This is a genomic window from Sphingopyxis sp. Soil_C_28 (genome assembly GCF_057657055.1).
This window is the reverse complement of sequence record NZ_JBDGJE010000003.1, coordinates 49,593-66,105: the sequence shown is the minus strand read 5'-3', so window position 1 is coordinate 66,105 and position 16,513 is coordinate 49,593. Positions and strand designations below refer to the sequence as shown.

19 protein-coding genes are annotated in these 16,513 nt (G+C 64.7%); 12 read left to right on the top strand and 7 right to left on the bottom strand.

Going from position 1 to position 16,513, the window contains the following annotated elements:
* The first annotated feature begins 42 nt into the window (after positions 1-42).
* The 3 genes from AC3A43_RS13745 to AC3A43_RS13735 all read left to right on the top strand — a co-directional run bounded on the left by AC3A43_RS13745 (position 43) and on the right by AC3A43_RS13735 (position 3,063).
* Positions 43-1,347: a serine hydrolase domain-containing protein gene (locus tag AC3A43_RS13745; protein WP_487793118.1), complete on the top strand. Its 1,305-nt coding sequence runs from the start codon at positions 43-45 to the stop codon at positions 1,345-1,347.
* Between the two features lie 70 nt (positions 1,348-1,417).
* A complete protein-coding gene (locus AC3A43_RS13740; RefSeq protein WP_487793117.1) occupies positions 1,418-2,395 on the top strand; it encodes an NAD-dependent epimerase/dehydratase family protein in 978 nt (325 codons plus the stop codon).
* Entirely contained in the window at positions 2,383-3,063 is a 681-nt protein-coding gene (locus tag AC3A43_RS13735) for a glutathione S-transferase N-terminal domain-containing protein (protein ID WP_487793116.1), read from the top strand. The genes AC3A43_RS13740 and AC3A43_RS13735 overlap by 13 nt, the downstream gene beginning before the upstream one ends.
* Here AC3A43_RS13735 and AC3A43_RS13730 read toward each other — a convergent pair.
* On the bottom strand, positions 3,060-3,578 hold the full coding sequence (locus tag AC3A43_RS13730; protein ID WP_487793115.1) for a sterol desaturase family protein: 519 nt from the start codon (positions 3,576-3,578) through the stop codon (positions 3,060-3,062). The two genes, AC3A43_RS13735 and AC3A43_RS13730, sit on opposite strands and share 4 nt — an antisense overlap.
* A gap of 114 nt (positions 3,579-3,692) precedes the next feature.
* Here AC3A43_RS13730 and leuC point away from each other — a divergent pair, with 114 nt between their 5' ends.
* From leuC to AC3A43_RS13705, 5 genes are all read left to right on the top strand, one after another.
* Positions 3,693-5,123 carry a 3-isopropylmalate dehydratase large subunit gene (gene leuC, locus AC3A43_RS13725; RefSeq protein ID WP_487793114.1) on the top strand — a complete coding sequence of 477 codons (1,431 nt, stop codon included), beginning with the start codon at positions 3,693-3,695 and terminating at the stop codon, positions 5,121-5,123.
* A complete protein-coding gene (gene leuD, locus AC3A43_RS13720) occupies positions 5,120-5,719 on the top strand; it encodes a 3-isopropylmalate dehydratase small subunit (protein ID WP_487793113.1) in 600 nt (199 codons plus the stop codon). Before leuC ends, leuD begins: the two co-directional genes overlap by 4 nt.
* Before the next feature lie 26 nt (positions 5,720-5,745).
* Positions 5,746-6,741: an NADPH:quinone oxidoreductase family protein gene (locus AC3A43_RS13715; protein WP_487793764.1), complete on the top strand. Its 996-nt coding sequence runs from the start codon at positions 5,746-5,748 to the stop codon at positions 6,739-6,741.
* A 32-nt stretch (positions 6,742-6,773) separates the two neighbouring features.
* Complete coding sequence (locus AC3A43_RS13710; protein WP_487793112.1) at positions 6,774-7,016, top strand: DUF167 domain-containing protein; 243 nt, start codon at positions 6,774-6,776, stop codon at positions 7,014-7,016.
* 77 nt (positions 7,017-7,093) lie between these two features.
* Entirely contained in the window at positions 7,094-7,387 is a 294-nt protein-coding gene (locus AC3A43_RS13705; RefSeq protein ID WP_487793111.1) for a hypothetical protein, read from the top strand.
* A gap of 105 nt (positions 7,388-7,492) precedes the next feature.
* On the opposite strand, the gene sdhA is transcribed toward AC3A43_RS13705, so the two are convergent.
* The 5 genes from sdhA to ald form a co-directional block, all read right to left on the bottom strand.
* Entirely contained in the window at positions 7,493-9,295 is a 1,803-nt protein-coding gene (sdhA, locus tag AC3A43_RS13700; RefSeq protein ID WP_487793110.1) for a succinate dehydrogenase flavoprotein subunit, read from the bottom strand.
* Position 9,296: 1 nt separating this feature from the next.
* Complete coding sequence (gene sdhD, locus AC3A43_RS13695; protein WP_487793109.1) at positions 9,297-9,701, bottom strand: succinate dehydrogenase, hydrophobic membrane anchor protein; 405 nt, start codon at positions 9,699-9,701, stop codon at positions 9,297-9,299.
* On the bottom strand, positions 9,701-10,144 hold the full coding sequence (gene sdhC / locus AC3A43_RS13690) for a succinate dehydrogenase, cytochrome b556 subunit (RefSeq protein WP_487793108.1): 444 nt from the start codon (positions 10,142-10,144) through the stop codon (positions 9,701-9,703). Before sdhC ends, sdhD begins: the two co-directional genes overlap by 1 nt.
* Positions 10,145-10,360: 216 nt before the next feature.
* Positions 10,361-10,615 carry a hypothetical protein gene (locus tag AC3A43_RS13685; RefSeq protein ID WP_487793107.1) on the bottom strand — a complete coding sequence of 85 codons (255 nt, stop codon included), beginning with the start codon at positions 10,613-10,615 and terminating at the stop codon, positions 10,361-10,363.
* A gap of 22 nt (positions 10,616-10,637) precedes the next feature.
* A complete protein-coding gene (gene ald / locus AC3A43_RS13680) occupies positions 10,638-11,753 on the bottom strand; it encodes an alanine dehydrogenase (protein ID WP_487793106.1) in 1,116 nt (371 codons plus the stop codon).
* A 158-nt stretch (positions 11,754-11,911) separates the two neighbouring features.
* Between ald and AC3A43_RS13675 the strand changes: the two genes are divergently transcribed.
* The 4 genes from AC3A43_RS13675 to AC3A43_RS13660 all read left to right on the top strand — a co-directional run bounded on the left by AC3A43_RS13675 (position 11,912) and on the right by AC3A43_RS13660 (position 15,563).
* Positions 11,912-12,382 (top strand): Lrp/AsnC family transcriptional regulator, encoded by a 471-nt coding sequence (locus AC3A43_RS13675; RefSeq protein WP_487793105.1) that lies wholly within the window; start codon positions 11,912-11,914, stop codon positions 12,380-12,382.
* 106 nt (positions 12,383-12,488) lie between these two features.
* Positions 12,489-13,841, top strand: a complete 1,353-nt coding sequence (locus AC3A43_RS13670; RefSeq protein ID WP_487793104.1) for a methyl-accepting chemotaxis protein — start codon at positions 12,489-12,491, stop codon at positions 13,839-13,841.
* A gap of 54 nt (positions 13,842-13,895) precedes the next feature.
* The gene (locus AC3A43_RS13665) at positions 13,896-14,588 is read left to right on the top strand and encodes an SDR family NAD(P)-dependent oxidoreductase (protein ID WP_487793103.1); all 693 of its coding nucleotides are present in this window, start codon (positions 13,896-13,898) and stop codon (positions 14,586-14,588) included.
* Positions 14,589-14,591: 3 nt separating this feature from the next.
* Positions 14,592-15,563 carry a 50S ribosomal protein L11 methyltransferase gene (locus tag AC3A43_RS13660; protein ID WP_487793102.1) on the top strand — a complete coding sequence of 324 codons (972 nt, stop codon included), beginning with the start codon at positions 14,592-14,594 and terminating at the stop codon, positions 15,561-15,563.
* Positions 15,564-15,598: 35 nt separating this feature from the next.
* Here the strand turns inward: AC3A43_RS13660 and phhA are convergent, their stop codons facing one another.
* The gene (phhA, locus tag AC3A43_RS13655; protein ID WP_487793101.1) at positions 15,599-16,474 is read right to left on the bottom strand and encodes a phenylalanine 4-monooxygenase; all 876 of its coding nucleotides are present in this window, start codon (positions 16,472-16,474) and stop codon (positions 15,599-15,601) included.
* Positions 16,475-16,513 lie beyond the last annotated feature (39 nt).

Sequence of the window (16,513 nt, the reverse complement as noted above, 5' to 3'; positions counted from 1 at the left end):
GGGTGACGGCAGCGGATGTCGCGGCTAAGACGACGGCCAATTATGAGGTCGCAGTCTAAACGCAAGTCCAAGAAGCCGGTTTTCACATATCTCATCGCGATCATCGCGCTGGGACTTGTAGGCTGGTTTGGCATTCACGCGCTCGGCGGCAAGCACCCGCTTGCCAGCGTCGAAATCCCAATCAAGGCGCCTGAAAACCTGCCCGACACGCCTGCGGAATGGCGGGGTCGGATCGACTATGGTGCGCTCGATCGACAACTCACAGCCCTCTCGCAGCGGCCCGAGATGGCGGGACTGGCGGTGGCGGTGGTCGAAGACGGCGAATTGCGCTTCGTCCGCACCTATGGCGTCGCCGACAAAACGACCGGAGCGCCGGTCACGCCGCAGACGCTGTTCCGCTGGGCCTCGGTTTCCAAAACCGCGACGGGCGCGCTCGCGGCGGCGCTGGCCAATGACGGCGCGCTCGACCTCGACCGTCCGGTTTCCCGCTGGCGCACGTCGCTCCGCTTGCCCGGCGGGGCCGAGGGACGGATCACGGTGGGCGATCTGCTGGCCCAACGCACGGGCCTCACCAAGAATGCCTATGACGAAAAGCTGGAGGAAGGGCAGAGCCCGCAGTTGCTGCGCGCGAGCCTCGCCCTTGCACCGCTGCAATGCGAACCCGGCACCTGCCACACCTATCAGAATGTCGCCTTCGACGCCGCGAGCGAGATATTGGCGCAGGCCGCGAACGAGTCTTTCCCCGATGCGGTCGAGGACCGGTTTTTCCGCCCGCTCGGCATGGTCAGCGCAGGCTATGGTAAGGAACGACTGACGGGCGCAAAGGATTGGGCAAAGCCGCACCGCGGCGCGCAGGTCCGCCCGATCAAGGAAGCCTATTGGCGCGTTCCCGCCGCTGCGGGCGTTGAGAGCGATATCGTCGATTTCGCGACATGGATGCAGGCGATGATGGGGAAGCGCCCCGATGTGCTGCCGGGTCCCGTGTTACAGCTTGCCCATCGCCCGCGCGTTGGCACCGGGCGGCTCTATGGCGGCACCTTGCGGGCTGCCACGGGCGAAGCAGGCTATGGCCTCGGCTGGCGAAGCTTCACCTATGGCGGCAGCCGGCTCGAGGGCCATTCGGGCGCGGTCGAAGGCTATCGCGCGACGATGATTTTCGAACCGTCCACGCGGACGGGCGTCGTTGCGCTGTGGAACAGCGATTGGGGATTTCCGTTCCGTATCCCGTTCACGGTGATCGACAGCTATCACAAGCGCGACGACGCGGGCTGGCTCGACCTCAGCGAATTGCCCCCACCGGCGGGCGGCGCTGCTGCGAGCCCTGCTGCCGGGGTTCCGAAAGGGTAACCCACCCTTGCCCCCCCGCCCGCTGCCTGTGTATCAGGCACCGCTTCCAAGGCCGAGAGGAGAATCATCGATGCGCGTGCTGCTGACCGGTTCGTCTGGCTGGCTGGGGCGCTATCTCGCCCCCTTGCTCACCCGCAACGGCCATCAGGTCACCGGCCTCGACGTCGTGCCCGGCACGCACACGCAGGTGATCGGCACCGTTGCCGACCGCGCGCTGATCGACCGGACGATGGCCGAGTATGGGATCGAAGCGATCATCCATGGCGGCGCGCTGCACAAGCCCGACATCGTTCGTTATCCGCGGCAGGCGTTCATCGACGTCAATGTCAGCGGTACGCTGAACCTGATCGAGGCGGCAGTTGCGGCGGGCAACGATCGCTTCCTCTTCACCTCGACGACCTCGCTGATGGTGCGCGCCGATGTACGCGAGGGCGCGGGCGAGGCCGGCGCGTGGTGGATGGACGAGGATTTCGGTCCGATCGAACCGCGCAACATCTATGGCATCACCAAGCTCGCCGCCGAACAGGCGTGCAAGCTGGTCCACCGCGAGCATGGAATTGCGGTCGCGATCCTGCGCACCGGCCGCTTCTTCCCCGAGGATGATGACACGCATGCCGTGCCGAGCGGTCCGAACCTGAAAGCGAATGAGCTGCTCAACCGGCGTTTGACGGTCGAGGATGCCGCCGCCGCGCATCTCGCGGCGCTCGAGGCCGCGCCGACGATCGGCTGCGACACCTTCATCCTCTCGGCGCCGCCGCCCTTTGCGCGCGAGGACGCCGAAGAGCTTGCGCGCGACGCGCGCGCGGTGATTGCGCGCTACCATCCCGACGCCGCCGAGCTTTATGCCGCCAGAGGCTGGGTGCTCCCCGAGACCATCGACCGCGTCTATGACCCGTCGCGCGCGGAGCGCCGCTTTGGCTGGCGCGCGCAAAGCGACTTCGGCAGCGTGCTGGCGGCGCTGCGCGGCGGCACCGAACTGCCGTTTGCGCACGATCCCGACTATACCTCGCCCATCATCGCACAGGAGCGCGAAGCATGTATGTGCTGATCACCGCCAACCGGAATTATTCGAGCTGGTCGCTCCGCCCCTGGGTGCTGATGCGCGCGCTGGGCATCGCATTCGAGGACCAGATCGAGCCCTTCTCCAACCCGATCAATTATGACGAGTTTCGCAGCTTTTCGCCGACCGGACAGGTGCCCGCGCTGCTCGACGAAGGCCGGACGGTTTACGACTCGCTCGGCATCACGCTCTATCTCGCCGACCGGCACGAGGGTATATGGCCGGCCGATCCCGACGCGCGCGCCTGGGCGCAGTGCGCGGCGGCGGAAATGCACAGCGGTTTTTCGGCGTTGCGCAACGATTGCACGATGAACGTCGGCGTGCGCGTCACGCCGAAACCCCCGTCGGGCGCACTGAGGCTCGACATCGCACGCATCCGCGAATTGCTGGCGGAAGGCCTGTCGCGATTCGGCGGGCCCTTCCTTGCGGGCGATCGCCTTACCGCGGTCGATGCCTTCTTCGCGCCCGTGGCCTTCCGCATCCGGACCTATGGCCTCGATGTTGGCAGGGGTCAGGCGTGGGTCGATCATATGCTCGTGCAACCAGCGATGGTCGAATGGGAACGGCAAGCGCTGATCGAGAGCTGGCGCGAGGAAAGTCATGAAGCAGAATTGATGGCCGCCGGCACAATCACCGCCGATTATCGCACCGCCTAGTCGGCGAGCGCTTCGCGCACCACCGCGATCCCCGCCGCGCGTTGTTCCTTGAGTTCGGCTTTGAGCCTCGCCGGATCGCGCGCAAAGACGAAGCCAAAGCTCACCCCGCCTTCCCTACCGATCGTGGCGTGGTGGAGCTTGTGCGCCTGTACCAATCGTTTCGCGTAGCCGCGCCGCGGCACCCAGCGGAAATAGCGCTGGTGGACGAGCCCATCGTGCACCAGCGTATAGATGATGCCGTAGAAGAGGATGCCAAGGCCGATCCACGTCGCCGGCTCCCACGCCGCGGCGCCCATGATCATCGGGCTGCCGACGACGAACATCGAAATGCTCATCGCGGCGCCGAAAATCGCGAACAGGTCGTTCTTCTCAAGCAAGCGGTCATGCGGCTCATGATGATCGCGGTGCCACGCCCAGCCGAAGCCATGCATGATATATTTGTGGCTCGCCCAGGCGACGCCCTCCATCGCGACCACTGTGGCGAGGACAAGCATGATGATGGCAACGATCGACATGCGTGGAATATAGGCCGCTCACGCCTGCGCGGCCACCGCAATCGGCGCGACCGAAAATTGCGTTTTTGCTTCCCACTCGCTTGCATTGTTATGCGGGCAGCTTAAGTGATCCGCATGACCCGGCCCCGCACCCTCTATGAGAAAATCTGGGACGCGCATGTCGTCGAACAGCGCCCCGATGGCACCTGCCTGATCTTCATCGACCGCCACCTCGTCCATGAAGTCACCAGCCCGCAGGCGTTTGCAGGTCTTCGCGCGAACGGGCGCACGGTGCGCCGCCCCGATCTGACGCTCGCGGTGCCCGATCATAATGTGCCGACGACGGCGCGACTCGATGCCGCGGGCAAGAAACTGCCGATCGCCGACGCCGAAAGCGCGGCGCAGCTGGCAGCGCTCGAAACCAACGCGCCCGAATTCGGCATCCGCTACATCGACGCGGTCGCGCCCGAGCAGGGTATCGTCCATGTCGTCGGCCCCGAGCAGGGCTTTTCGCTGCCCGGCACGACGATCGTCTGCGGCGACAGCCACACCGCCTGCCACGGCGGCATCGGCGCGCTCGCCTTCGGGATCGGGACGAGCGAAGTCGAACATGTGCTCGCGACGCAGACTTTGCTGCTTCAGCCGTCGAAGACGATGGAAGTGCGCGTCGAGGGTGAAGTAGGCCCCGGCGTGTCGGCGAAGGACATCATCCTCCACATCACCGGTGTGATCGGCGCAGCGGGCGGCACCGGCCATGTCATCGAATATACCGGCAGCGCGATCCGGTCCTTGTCGGTCGAAGGCCGCCTGACCGTCAGCAATATGGCGATCGAAGGCGGCGCGCGCGCGGGGCTGATCGCGCCCGACGATATGACCTTTGCTTACGTCAAGGGGCGCCCCTACGCACCGAAGGGCGCCGACTGGGATGCTGCGGTGGCTTATTGGAAGAGCCTCGCGACCGATCCGGGCGCGACATATGACAAGACCGTCGTCATCGACGCCGCCGATATCGCGCCCAGCGTGACCTGGGGCACCAGCCCCGAGGATGTCGTGCCGATCACCGGCGTCGTCCCCGCCCCCGACAGTTTCGCCGATCCGTCGAAGCAAAGTGCCGCGGCCAAGTCGCTCGCTTACATGGGCCTCGAACCCGGTACGCGGATGCAGGACGTGGCGATCGAGAATATCTTCATCGGCAGCTGCACCAACAGCCGCATCGAGGATCTGCGCGCCGCCGCCGCGGTGCTGAAGGGCCGCCACAAGGCCGACAATGTCAAATGGGCGATCGTCGTCCCCGGATCGGGTCTGGTAAAAGCGCAGGCCGAGGCCGAGGGACTCGACCGCATCTTCACCGACGCGGGTCTAGAGTGGCGCGAGCCCGGCTGTTCGGCGTGCCTCGCGATGAACCCCGACAAGGTGCCCGCAGGCGAACGCTGCGCCTCGACGAGCAACCGCAATTTCGTTGGCCGTCAGGGTCCGGGGGCGCGGACCCATTTGGTCAGCCCCGCGATGGCTGCGGCCGCCGCAGTGACCGGAAAGCTGACCGACGTCCGGGAGTTGATGGCATGACCCCGATTGAAAAGGTCGAAGGCCGCGCGATCCCGTTTGGCCTCAAGAATGTCGACACCGACGTCATCATCCCGGCGCACTGGCTGAAGACGACGACGCGCGAGGGCATGGGCCGCGGCGCCTTTGAAAGCCTGCGCGCCGACCCCGACAATCTGTTCGACAGCGCTGAGTTTAAAGGCGCGCCGATCCTGATCGCGGGCGACAATTTTGGTTGCGGGTCGAGCCGCGAGCATGCGGCGTGGGCGCTTGGCGACCTTGGCATACGCGTCGTCATCGCGCCGTCCTACTCGGACATTTTCTCGGGCAATGCGGTAAAGAACGGCATCCTTCCCGTCGTGCTGCCGCAAACCGCCATCGACCGGCTGATGGAGGTTGCGCAGACCGACCCGGTGCACGTCGACCTCGACACACAGACTGTGACGACGCCCTTTCAGGACCGCTTCTCCTTCGAGATCGATCCGTTCCGCAAGATGTGCCTGCTCGGCGGGCTCGACGAGATTTCGCTGACCGAAAAGAGCGACGCGGCGATCGGCGCCTACGAGACGAAGCTCGACGCGGATCGTCCGTGGCTGCGCCCGGCAGAATTCCAAGGCTGATAAAAACACCACAAAAGGAGAAGATGATGAAGGCTCTCTTGTCGACCGCAACCGGCGGCCCCGAAACGCTGACGCTCGGCGAACTGCCGCGCCCGACCGCAGGCAAGGGCCAGATCGTGATCGATGTGAAGGCCTGTGCGGTCAACTTCCCCGACGTGCTGATCATCGAGGATAAATATCAGTTCCGCCCCGAACGCCCCTTTGCCCCGGGCGGCGAAGTCGCGGGGCTGGTTGCCGAGGTCGGCGAAGGCGTGACCGAGTTCAAGGTCGGTGACCGGGTGCTCGCGGGCTGCGGCAATGGCGGCATGTCCGAAGCCGTCGCGGTTGGCGTCCACAATGTCTATCATTTGCCCGAAGCGCATGATTTCGCCGAAGGAGCCTCGTTGCTGATGACCTATGGCACCAGCATCCACGCGCTCGTCGATCGCGGCCACATTGCCGAGGGCGACACATTGCTCGTGCTTGGCGCGTCGGGCGGCGTGGGCATCGCGGCGGTCGAGCTCGGCAAGGCATTCGGCGCGCGCGTCGTCGCGGGCGTGTCGAGCGAAGCCAAGGCCGAGATCGCACGCCAAGCCGGCGCTGACGAGGTTGTCGTCTATGGCTATCAACCCTTCGACAAGGATGCGTCGAAGGCGCTCGCCGAAAAATTCAAGGCGGCGGTCGGTCCGAACGGCGCCAACGTCATCTATGACGCGGTCGGCGGCGATTATGCCGAGCCTGCGCTGCGCTCGATCGCCTGGGAAGGCCGCTATCTTGTCGTCGGCTTTCCCGCGGGCATCCCGCGCCTGCCGCTCAACCTGACCCTGCTGAAAAGCTGTGATGTTGCCGGGGTCTTCTGGGGCGCCTTCGTCGCGCGCGAGCCGGTCCGCAACCGCGCCAATATCGCGCGGCTGTTCCAGCTGTGGGAACAGGGCAAGATCAAGCCGCGGGTCACCGAAAGCTTTGCCCTTGCCGACGGCGGCAAGGCGATCGCCAAGCTGGGCGACCGCAGCGCGGTAGGCAAGCTGGTCGTCACGATCTGAAATACCGGCCCGACCCCGCACTGACCGAAGCCTTGCGCGCACTCGCCGCATCGGGGCGGATTGCGGTGCGGGTCACGCCGGGCGCGAGCCGCGACGAGGTGAGAGTCGAGGCGGACATGGTGCAGCTCCGCGTCACCGCCCCACCCGCTGATGGCGCCGCGAACGACGCCGTACTTCGCCTGCTCGCCGCGGCGCTCGGCCGCCCGCCGCGCGATCTGACGCTGCTGCGAGGTGCGTCCGCCCGCATAAAATTAATCGGCGTTGCGCCCGATTGAGCGTACCGGGTTAACCAATTGGCAGGGGCTGGGCGTTATATCCGGGGGCCAGGACTAGCTGGGGCCAAGGTGAAACTATGGCGACTCGCCGATCGACAAGCGATGAAAGTGACGCGAGTATCGCGAATATTTCGCGTACCCGCCGCGCACAGCTTGTTGCCGAATTCGAGGGCGAGCTGGGCATCGATCACAAGGCCCGCGCCAAGGCGGCCGAAGCCGAGCGCCGCTGGGTCGCTCGCAAGACTTTCATCGTCTGGACGATCGCGCTGATGTTCTTCGCCATCGCGTGCCAGAAGCTTTGGATCATGGGCCAGAATGTCGAGAAGCCTTTCTCCGACCTCAATCCGGTTGACGACATCCTCGGCGAATAACGCCGCTTGCGCTGGCCTGCGAAGACCATAGTCCCGAACAATCAAGACGCAGCGGTAAATCCCGGCCTTCGCCGAAATGAAGGCTAAGCTGTCAGTTCACCCGTCTTAATAGACGCGCGCCTTCGGCTTGATATATTCGACATCGTCGGACAGCGTATATTCGTGGACCGGGCGGTAATCGAGGCGGACGCCGCCGCCCTTGCCGCCCCAGCCATCGAACCAGCCGATCGTGTGCTTCATCCAGTTCGCGTCGTCGCGGTTCGGGAAATCCTCGTGCGCGTGGGCGCCGCGGCTTTCCTTGCGATTGAACGCCGAATGCATCGTCACCGTCGCCTGGCTGATCAGATTGTCGAGTTCGAGCGTTTCGACGAGGTCGGTGTTCCAGATCAGGCTGCGGTCGGTAACGCCGATGTCGTTCATCCGCTGATAGGTCTTGGTCAGCTTTTCCTTACCCTCAGCCATCAGCTCGTCGGTGCGGAACACCGCGGCATGCGCCGACATGGCGCGCTGCATTTCGAGGCGAATCTCTGCCGTCGGCGAACCGCCATTGGCGTTGCGGAAATGGTCGAGACGGCCGAGCGCGAGGTCGGCGCTGTCCTTGGGAAGCGCCTGCTGCGCCGCACCCGGTTTGATGATGTCGCGCAGGCGGTGCCCGGTCGCGCGGCCAAAGACGACGAGATCGATCAGGCTGTTCGAGCCGAGGCGGTTCGCGCCATGGACCGACACGCACGCGGCTTCGCCGACCGCGAACAGGCCGGGGACGACGGTGTCGGGGCCGTCCTTGCCCAAAGTCACGACTTCGCCATGATAATTGCAGGGGATGCCGCCCATATTATAATGAACCGTCGGAACGACCGGCAACGGCTGGCGCGTCAGGTCGACGCCCGCGAATACCTTGCCGCTTTCGGTGATGCCGGGCAGGCGTTCATGGAGCACCGCAGGATCGATATGATCAAGGTGCAGGTAGATGTGGTCCTTGTGCGGGCCGACGCCGCGGCCTTCGCGGATTTCGAGCGCCATCGAGCGCGACACGACGTCGCGTGAGGCCAGATCCTTTGCCGACGGGGCATAGCGTTCCATGAACCGCTCGCCTTCGGAGTTGGTGAGATACCCCCCCTCGCCGCGCGCGCCTTCGGTGATCAGCACCCCGGCGCCGTAAATGCCGGTCGGGTGGAACTGGACGAACTCCATGTCCTGCAAAGGCAAGCCGGCGCGAAGCACCATGCCGCCGCCATCGCCGGTGCAGGTGTGCGCCGAGGTTGCGGTGAAATAGCTGCGGCCATAACCGCCGGTCGCGAGCACCACGGCCTGCGACCGGAAACGGTGGACGCTGCCATCGTCCATGCACAAAGCGATGACGCCGCGGCACTCGCCATTTTCCATGATCAGGTCGAGCGCGAAATATTCGACGAAGAAGTCGGCGTCATACTTCAGCGACTGCTGGTACAGCGCGTGGAGCATCGCATGGCCGGTACGGTCAGCCGCCGCCGCAGTGCGCTGGACCGGCGGGCCTTCGCCCATATTCTGCATATGGCCGCCGAACGGACGCTGATAGATCGTGCCGTCGGCGTTGCGCGAAAAGGGCACCCCGGCATGTTCCAGCTCATACACCGCCTGCGGCGCTTCGCGGACCATATATTCGATCGCGTCCTGATCGCCGAGCCAGTCGGAGCCCTTGACGGTGTCGTACATATGCCATTGCCAATGGTCGGGCGAATTATTGCCGAGCGATGCCGCGATGCCGCCCTGCGCTGCGACGGTGTGGCTGCGCGTCGGGAACACCTTGGTGATGCACGCGGTCTTGAGCCCCGCTTCGGCGCTGCCCATCGTGGCGCGCAGGCCCGAACCGCCAGCGCCGACGACGACGGTGTCATAGATATGGTCGATGATCTTGTAGGCTTCGGTCATGTCACATGCCCCCCGGCGCGACGGACAGGGGCGCCAATACAATGCGAACGATCGCGAAAATGCCGTAAGCGGCGCCGCCGATCGCGTAGAAGTTGAGAAGGACGAGCGACAACAGCTTGGTCGCCTCGCCGTGGATATAATCCTCGATCAACACCGTCAGGCCGAGACGCAGGTGCCAGAAGACGCTGACCACCATCAGGATCAGCGCGAGCGCGACGCTGGGGTTTGTTGCCCAGCGCAGCACCGCGGCATGGTCGCCGAGCGGCAACCGGATCAGCGAGACGAAGAGGAAGCCGACGAGCAGGATGTTGCCGAGCGCGGTCAGCCGCTGTTGCAGCCAATGCTGCGAGCCATGCCCCGACGAGCCGAGCCCGCGGACCTTGCCCATGTGCGTGCCATTGCCCATCAGAGTGCCCCTGCCATGATAAAGAGCCAGGTCGCGGCGGTCGCGAGCACGCCCGCGGCGATCACGACGATCGACCAGAGCTTGTTGGTCTTGAGTTCATAGCCCGCACCGGTGTCGAGCACGAAATGGCGCAGCCCCGAGAAAAGATGCTGGAAGAAGGCCCAGGTCAGCCCGACCAGCACGATCTTGCCAAGAACATTGGTGATCTGGTGAAACAGGCCCACTTCGGGGCTGGGATCGTGCCAGACGCAGGCGACGAACGCCGCATAGGCGTCGGGCCCGGCCGCCAGTGCACCGAGCCACCAGAGGAACATGCCTGCACCGACGATCGCAAGACCGTCGCCGCTCGCACGATGAAGGATCGAGACCGTCATCGCGGGGGTCCATTTATATACTTGCAGATGCGGGGCGCGCGGACGCGCGCTCGGTTTGTTGCCAGCCATATCAGCCCTGTCTTGACTCTAAACGGTCGATGCGGTGCCGGTAATCCTTCCAGCCGCGATATGCAATTGCTTAGGAGCATAGGGGATTAATTCGGGCGGTTCGGCGACAGTCCCTGGCAACCAAAAGGGCGGCACGCGGCCGCCCTTCCCGATCCCGGCTCAAGCCCGGGATAATGCATTGCCAACCCGTTCAGCATCGCCGAACGGGCCGATGCGTCACTTGATCTTGCCGCGGTTCGCGTAAAGCAAAGCAGCGATCACTGCGGCCGAGCCGATGCCGAGACCGGCGGCAGCCGCGGTTTTCCAGCCGCGCTTGCCGTTTTCGCCCTTGGTCGCTTCCTTGTCCGCGGCTTCGGCGGCATCGGCAGCTTCCTGTTGCTGCCGACGCTCGCGCGCGGCGCGCAGCACTTCATTTTCTTCCTGTTCGTCGCCGTCCTGCGGCGGCGGGGGAGGTGGCGCTTGGTCGGTCATCGTCTCTCTTATGTCCTTGTTGTCAGGCGAGTGCCTGTTCGACAGGCACATAATCGGTTCCAATGGCTTGTGCCACGGCTTCGAACGTTACCTTACCATTCCATACGTTCAAGCCCTGCGAAAGATGCACGTCGCGGCGGAGCGCCTCTTTCCACCCCAGATCGGCGATGCGCAGCGCGTGCGGCAGGGTGACGTTGTTGAGGGCATAGGTGCTGGTGCGCGCGACCCCGCCGGGCATGTTGGCGACCGCATAATGGACGATGCCGTCGACCACATAGGTGGGTTCGGCGTGGGTGGTCGCATGGCTGGTCTCGAAACAACCGCCCTGATCGATCGCGACGTCGACAAGGACCGAGCCCGCCTGCATCGTGCCGAGCATGTCGCGGGTGACGAGCTTCGGCGCTTCGGCCCCGGGGATCAGCACCGCGCCGATGACCAGATCGGCCTCCGCCACGCATTCGGCGAGGTTGGCGCGGTTCGAGAAGCGCGTTTTGGCGCGCGCCTCGAAGAAGGTGCCGACGCGTTCGAGCACTTCGGGGTCGCGGTCGAGGATGGTGACATCGGCGCCGAGGCCCGCCGCCATCTGCGCCGCGTTGAAGCCGACAACGCCGCCGCCGATGATGCACACCTTGCCCGGCGCGACGCCCGGGACGCCGCCGAGCAGCACGCCGCGGCCACCATGCGCCTTTTCGAGCGCGGTTGCGCCGGCCTGAATCGACATGCGTCCTGCGACCTGGCTCATCGGCTTCAGCAGCGGCAAACCGCCGTGCGGGCTGGTGACGGTTTCATAAGCGATGCACACCGCGCCCGATGCCATCAGGTCGCGCGTCTGGTCGGGATCGGGTGCGAGGTGGAGATAGGTGTAGAGGATCTGTCCTTCGCGCAGCATCGCGCGTTCGACCGGCTGGGGTTCCTTCACCTTCACGACCATGTCGCACTGCGCGAAGATTTCTTCTGCCGTCTGGACGATCTCGGCGCCCGCTTCGACATAATAACGGTCGTGCGCGCCGATGCCTGCGCCGGCGCCGGTCTGAACGAGCACGCGGTGGCCGTGGGCGTGCAGCTCGCGCGCGCTTTCGGGGGTGAGCCCAACGCGATATTCGTGGTTTTTGATTTCCTTGGGGGTGCCGATGATCATGCTTCGCTCTCCATTGCGTTGCCGCCGGTCGCGCCTTTGCATCGCCGCGGCCTCATGGTGAAGATATAGCAGTTTTGACGCGAGAGGTGCTTGCATATCCTTCCCGGTTTCGCGACAATCTCGCATGATTTTGGCGTGAAATGGACCAAGGGCGCACAATGATTGACCGGATTGACGTGAAGTTGCTCGACCTGCTGCAACGCGGCGGCCCGCGCCCGGCCGCCGAACTTGGTGAAGCGGTAGGCCTCTCGGCATCGGCGTGCCACCGGCGCATCCGTGCTTTGGAGGCGGCGGGGATCATCACCGGCTACACCGCGCGGCTGAACCCTGAGAGCATCGGGCTTGGGCTCGACGTCTTCGTCGATATCAGCCTGACGTCGCAGAGCGAGGAAGCGCTGACGGCGTTCGAGAGCGCGGTGAAGAGTTTCCACGAAATCCTCGAATGCCAATTGCTCTCGGGTGCGTCGGATTACCGGCTGCGTGTCGCGGCGCGCAACGTCGCCGATTTCGACCGGCTGCACCGCCATTGCCTGTCGCGCCTGCCGGGGGTCGCGGCGATGCACAGCGCCTTTGCCCTGCGCACGATCAAGGCGTTCGAGGGCTATCCCGTTCCTGCCGCTGCTGGTTAACGACGAATTTACCACTTCCGCCGCATATCCCGTTCACCAGTTTAGCAGACGCATGCGGACGACAGATCCTTAGCGTCTTTACGGGATCGATCAGGGAAGCAGGATCATGGTGAAGGAAAATCCGATTCATAAGCAGCAGATCGATCCGGTGCCGATGGCCGATCGCTTTCCCCTTTACGATCTCGACGGCCGCCTTGCCGCCAATGCTGCGGAGATTCATGCGATCATCGCCGGTCGCGAAGACGCGGTCGCGACCGCCTATTGGGACGCATTCAATGCGCTCCCCAGCGTCGACCGGCAGGTCGAGGGCGAATTGCTCGACTCCTATATTCGCGGCAGCGCGCGGCACACCTTCACCAAATATGCCGACGCCGCGGGTCAGGAAGTGGCGACGATCGCATGCCAGAACACCCATATGGCGCGGCGCGTAAAACTGCCGCTCGCATCGGTGATGTCGTGCATCGCCGAAAGCCAGCGGCTGACGATCGAATATGTGGTCGAGGCGTGCATCGGCGATGCCGAACGTCTGGCGCGGCTGACAAGCGCGATCAACCGGCTTGGCCTGCTCGAATTCGATATCATGCACCGCTATGCGCAAAAGCTCGACCGCGCGATCATTTCGAGCGAGCGGCTGACGCTCGCGGGCGATTTCGACCGCTCGATCGCCTCGCTGGTGCAGGACACCGACGGGGTGCGCGAACAGCTCGCCAAACAGGCCGCCTCGGCCGATCAGGCGGCGAAGGGCATGATCGCCAAAACGAGCGAAGTCGCCGCAGCGTCCGAGCAATCGGCGATGGCGATGCGCGAAGCCGCCTCGACCGCTGCGGGCCTGATCCGCGCGATCGAGGATGCACGCAGCGAGGTCGAAGCTTCCGCCACCGTCGCGACGCGCGCGTCGGAGCAGGCGGGCGAAGCGGTCGCGATGTCGGCGACGCTGTCGCACCACGCCGAATCGATCGAATCCATATTGGGCCTGATCCGCGAGATCGCGGGACAAACCAACCTTCTCGCGCTCAACGCCACGATCGAGGCCGCGCGCGCGGGCGAATCGGGGCGCGGCTTTGCCGTCGTTGCGCAGGAGGTAAAGAGCCTCGCCAACGAAACCGCGCGAGCGACCGACGATATCGCGGGCAAGATCACTGCGATCCAGCAGGCGACACGCGGATCCGTCTCGGCCAACCAGTCGATCCAGCAGACAATCGTCGAAGTCCAGCGGTCGGCACAGCGCATCCGCGATGCGATGGATGCGCAGGCGCAGACGGTCACCTCGATCACCGCCGCGGTCGACGAAACCGCGCTCGCCGCCGATTCGATGTCGTCGACGATCGCAAGCATCCGCAACGATTCGGGGATGGTCGCGAGCGAAATCAGTGTGCTGAGCCAGGAATTCGCCAAGATGGGCGGCCGGTTGCAACAGCTGGAGCAAGCTGCGAGCGAGTTCAGCCGCCGGGTCGCGTAAGACCACCAGCTTCCTCCGCTTGGCAAGCCCTGCCCCGCTGCCTAAGGCGAGGGCATGAGCACGCATATCCTGATTACCGGCGCGAGCCGCGGCATTGGCGCCGCGATCGCCGAAGCCCTGACGACCGATGGGACAAAGGTCGTCGCGTTATCGAGCGCCGACGGCGACCTCGCCAACCCCGAAACCCCAGAAAGACTGTGGCAGACCAGCCTGGACCGCCTTGATGGCCGCATCGACGTGTTGGTGAACAATGCCGGGGTGTTCGAGGATAACCCGCTGGGCAGCGAAGACGCCGACTGGCTCGCGAACTGGAACCGCACGATGCAGGTCAATCTGACCGCGAGCGCGTTGCTGTGCCGCCGCGCGGTGCTGCATTGGCAAGCGCGCAAATGCGAAGGCCGCATCGTCAATATCGCAAGCCGTGCCGCTTATCGCGGCGACAGCCCGGCGCACTGGCATTATGCCGCGTCGAAATCGGGCATGGTCGCGATGACCAAGACGATCGCGCGCGCCTATGCGAAGGATCGTATCCTCGCCTTTGCGATCTGCCCCGGCTTTACGATGACCGGGATGGCCGAGGAGTATCTGTCCAGCCGCGGCGGCGATAAACTGCTCGCCGACATCCCGCTCGGCCGCGTCGCGATGCCCGATGAGGTCGGCGAGATGGCACGGTGGTGCGCGCTAGACGCGCCGGCATCGATGACCGGCGCGGTGCTTGATGTGAATGGCGCGAGCTATGTGCGTTAGAGCATGAGCTGGATCGTCTCCCTCCCCTGCACCCGCGCCGAGGCCGAAGCCTTGTCGGGCGACATGCCGCAGCTCGATGCCTCGCCCGAAGCGCCGGTGGTGGTCACGCGCGAGATCGACGAGGATGCCGGCGAATGGCAACTCGACGCGTATGTCGAGGAGAAACCCAGCGCCGCGCTGCTGAAAATCTTGCAGGCGCTGGTTCCAAGCGCCGGAGGCAAGAAGCCGATCGTCGAGCAACTGCCCGAGGAAGATTGGCTGACACTGAGCCAACAGGGGCTGGAGCCCGTGCAGGCGGGCCGCTTTTTCGTTCATACAAGCAGCTATGCCGACCGCGTCCCTGTGGGAACGACGTCCTTTCTGATCGACGCGAGCCAGGCGTTCGGCACCGGCGGACACGACACCACGGCAGGCTGCCTTGCCATGCTCGACCGGCTCGCACGCGGCGGCGCGAGCCCGCGCAATATCGCCGATATCGGGACCGGGACGGGCCTGCTCGCCTTTGCCGCCATGGCGCTTTGGCCGCGTGCGAAGACGATCGCGTCAGATATCGACCCTGCGAGCATTTTCGTGACGCGCGACAATGCGGACATCAATGGCGTGCGGCTTGGGCGCGGCGGCGGACGGCTCGCGCTGGCGGTCGCGCCTGGGACCAATCACCCGTCGATCAAGCATCGCGCTCCCTATGACCTGGTCATTGCGAACATCCTTGCGGGGCCACTGATCACGCTGGCCCCCGATATCGCCGCCGCAACCGCGCCCGGCGGTCATGCCATCCTTGCGGGCCTGATTGCACGCCAGATGGAGCCCGTGCTCGCCGCGTACCGGGCACAGGGATTCCGCCTTGCAGCGCGCAGCGGCAGCGCCGAATGGCCGTGCCTGTTGCTGATCAAACGCCGCCGTTACGGCTGGCGCCGCAAGGAACGCGCGTTCCACCGCGCGAACCCGTCGGACGCGAGTTTCGGAAGCTGGTAGCGACGGCCAACAATTCCCGCTCGACGCGAGCAGATTCAGACGGTTTGCTTGCTTAACGCATAGTCCTGCGTGCCGCGTGTGATCACCTGATCCCCCGGCAAAAAGTCGGCGATCGGGATCGGCGGCAGCGCGGCATTCTGAGCATAGAGCGGCGCGAAATCGGTATTCACCGTCGTGTCGAGCAGCTGGTCGAGGCTGTCGATCACGAAATAATTCTGCTGGAAATCGTCGATCCGGTAATCGGTGCGCATCACGCGCGCGAGGTCGAAGCCGATGCGGTTCGGGCTGTCCGAATCGAGCGCGAAGACGCTTTCCGCAAAGGAGGAGACGATGCCGGCGCCATAGATGCGCAGGCCGCCCGCTTCGCGGATCAGCCCGAATTCGACCGTATACCAGTAAAGCCGCGCCAGCTGTTTGAGCGCATCGAACTTGAGGCTGCGCAGGCCGCCTTCGCCATAAGCCACCATATAGTCGGCGAACACCGGGTCGGCGAGCATCGGGACATGACCGAAAACATCGTGGAAGACGTCGGGTTCCTGGAGGTAATCGAGCTGCTGCGGCGTACGGATGAAATTGCCCGCGGGAAAACGGCGGTTTGCGAGATGGTCGAAAAACACATCATCGGGGACGAGTCCCGGGACCGCAATCACCTGCCATCCTGTCGCGGCCATCAGGCGGGCATTGAGCTCGCGATAATCGGGAATGCCGGGCTTTTCGAGGCGCAAAACGTCGATACCGCGCAGGAAGGCGTCGGCAGCGCGGCCGGGCAGCATGTCCGACTGGCGCGCGAAAAGGCGGTCCCACATCGCATGCTCGTCGGCAGTGAAGGCGTCCCAATTTTGCGAAATCGTCCAGTCGGCCGCGGCACCCGGCGGCGGCGTGTCATGGACGTGGGTAAACTGGCTTTCCATACGACCGCTTCTATCATCAAAATGGTTTCAAGTGAAACT

Coding starts and splice junctions, on each gene's coding strand:
- AC3A43_RS13675 (WP_487793105.1), top strand. CDS start 11,912: ATGATTGACCGGATTGACGTGAAGTTGCTCGACCTGCTGCAACGCGGC.
- AC3A43_RS13670 (WP_487793104.1), top strand. CDS start 12,489: ATGGTGAAGGAAAATCCGATTCATAAGCAGCAGATCGATCCGGTGCCG.
- leuD (WP_487793113.1), top strand. CDS start 5,120: ATGACCCCGATTGAAAAGGTCGAAGGCCGCGCGATCCCGTTTGGCCTC.
- AC3A43_RS13745 (WP_487793118.1), top strand. CDS start 43: ATGAGGTCGCAGTCTAAACGCAAGTCCAAGAAGCCGGTTTTCACATAT.
- AC3A43_RS13665 (WP_487793103.1), top strand. CDS start 13,896: ATGAGCACGCATATCCTGATTACCGGCGCGAGCCGCGGCATTGGCGCC.
- AC3A43_RS13705 (WP_487793111.1), top strand. CDS start 7,094: ATGGCGACTCGCCGATCGACAAGCGATGAAAGTGACGCGAGTATCGCG.
- AC3A43_RS13730 (WP_487793115.1), bottom strand. CDS start 3,578: ATGTCGATCGTTGCCATCATCATGCTTGTCCTCGCCACAGTGGTCGCG.
- AC3A43_RS13715 (WP_487793764.1), top strand. CDS start 5,746: ATGAAGGCTCTCTTGTCGACCGCAACCGGCGGCCCCGAAACGCTGACG.
- AC3A43_RS13660 (WP_487793102.1), top strand. CDS start 14,592: ATGAGCTGGATCGTCTCCCTCCCCTGCACCCGCGCCGAGGCCGAAGCC.
- sdhD (WP_487793109.1), bottom strand. CDS start 9,701: ATGGGCAATGGCACGCACATGGGCAAGGTCCGCGGGCTCGGCTCGTCG.
- AC3A43_RS13735 (WP_487793116.1), top strand. CDS start 2,383: ATGTATGTGCTGATCACCGCCAACCGGAATTATTCGAGCTGGTCGCTC.
- ald (WP_487793106.1), bottom strand. CDS start 11,753: ATGATCATCGGCACCCCCAAGGAAATCAAAAACCACGAATATCGCGTT.
- AC3A43_RS13740 (WP_487793117.1), top strand. CDS start 1,418: ATGCGCGTGCTGCTGACCGGTTCGTCTGGCTGGCTGGGGCGCTATCTC.
- phhA (WP_487793101.1), bottom strand. CDS start 16,474: ATGGAAAGCCAGTTTACCCACGTCCATGACACGCCGCCGCCGGGTGCC.
- sdhA (WP_487793110.1), bottom strand. CDS start 9,295: ATGACCGAAGCCTACAAGATCATCGACCATATCTATGACACCGTCGTC.
- sdhC (WP_487793108.1), bottom strand. CDS start 10,144: ATGGCTGGCAACAAACCGAGCGCGCGTCCGCGCGCCCCGCATCTGCAA.
- AC3A43_RS13685 (WP_487793107.1), bottom strand. CDS start 10,615: ATGACCGACCAAGCGCCACCTCCCCCGCCGCCGCAGGACGGCGACGAA.
- leuC (WP_487793114.1), top strand. CDS start 3,693: ATGACCCGGCCCCGCACCCTCTATGAGAAAATCTGGGACGCGCATGTC.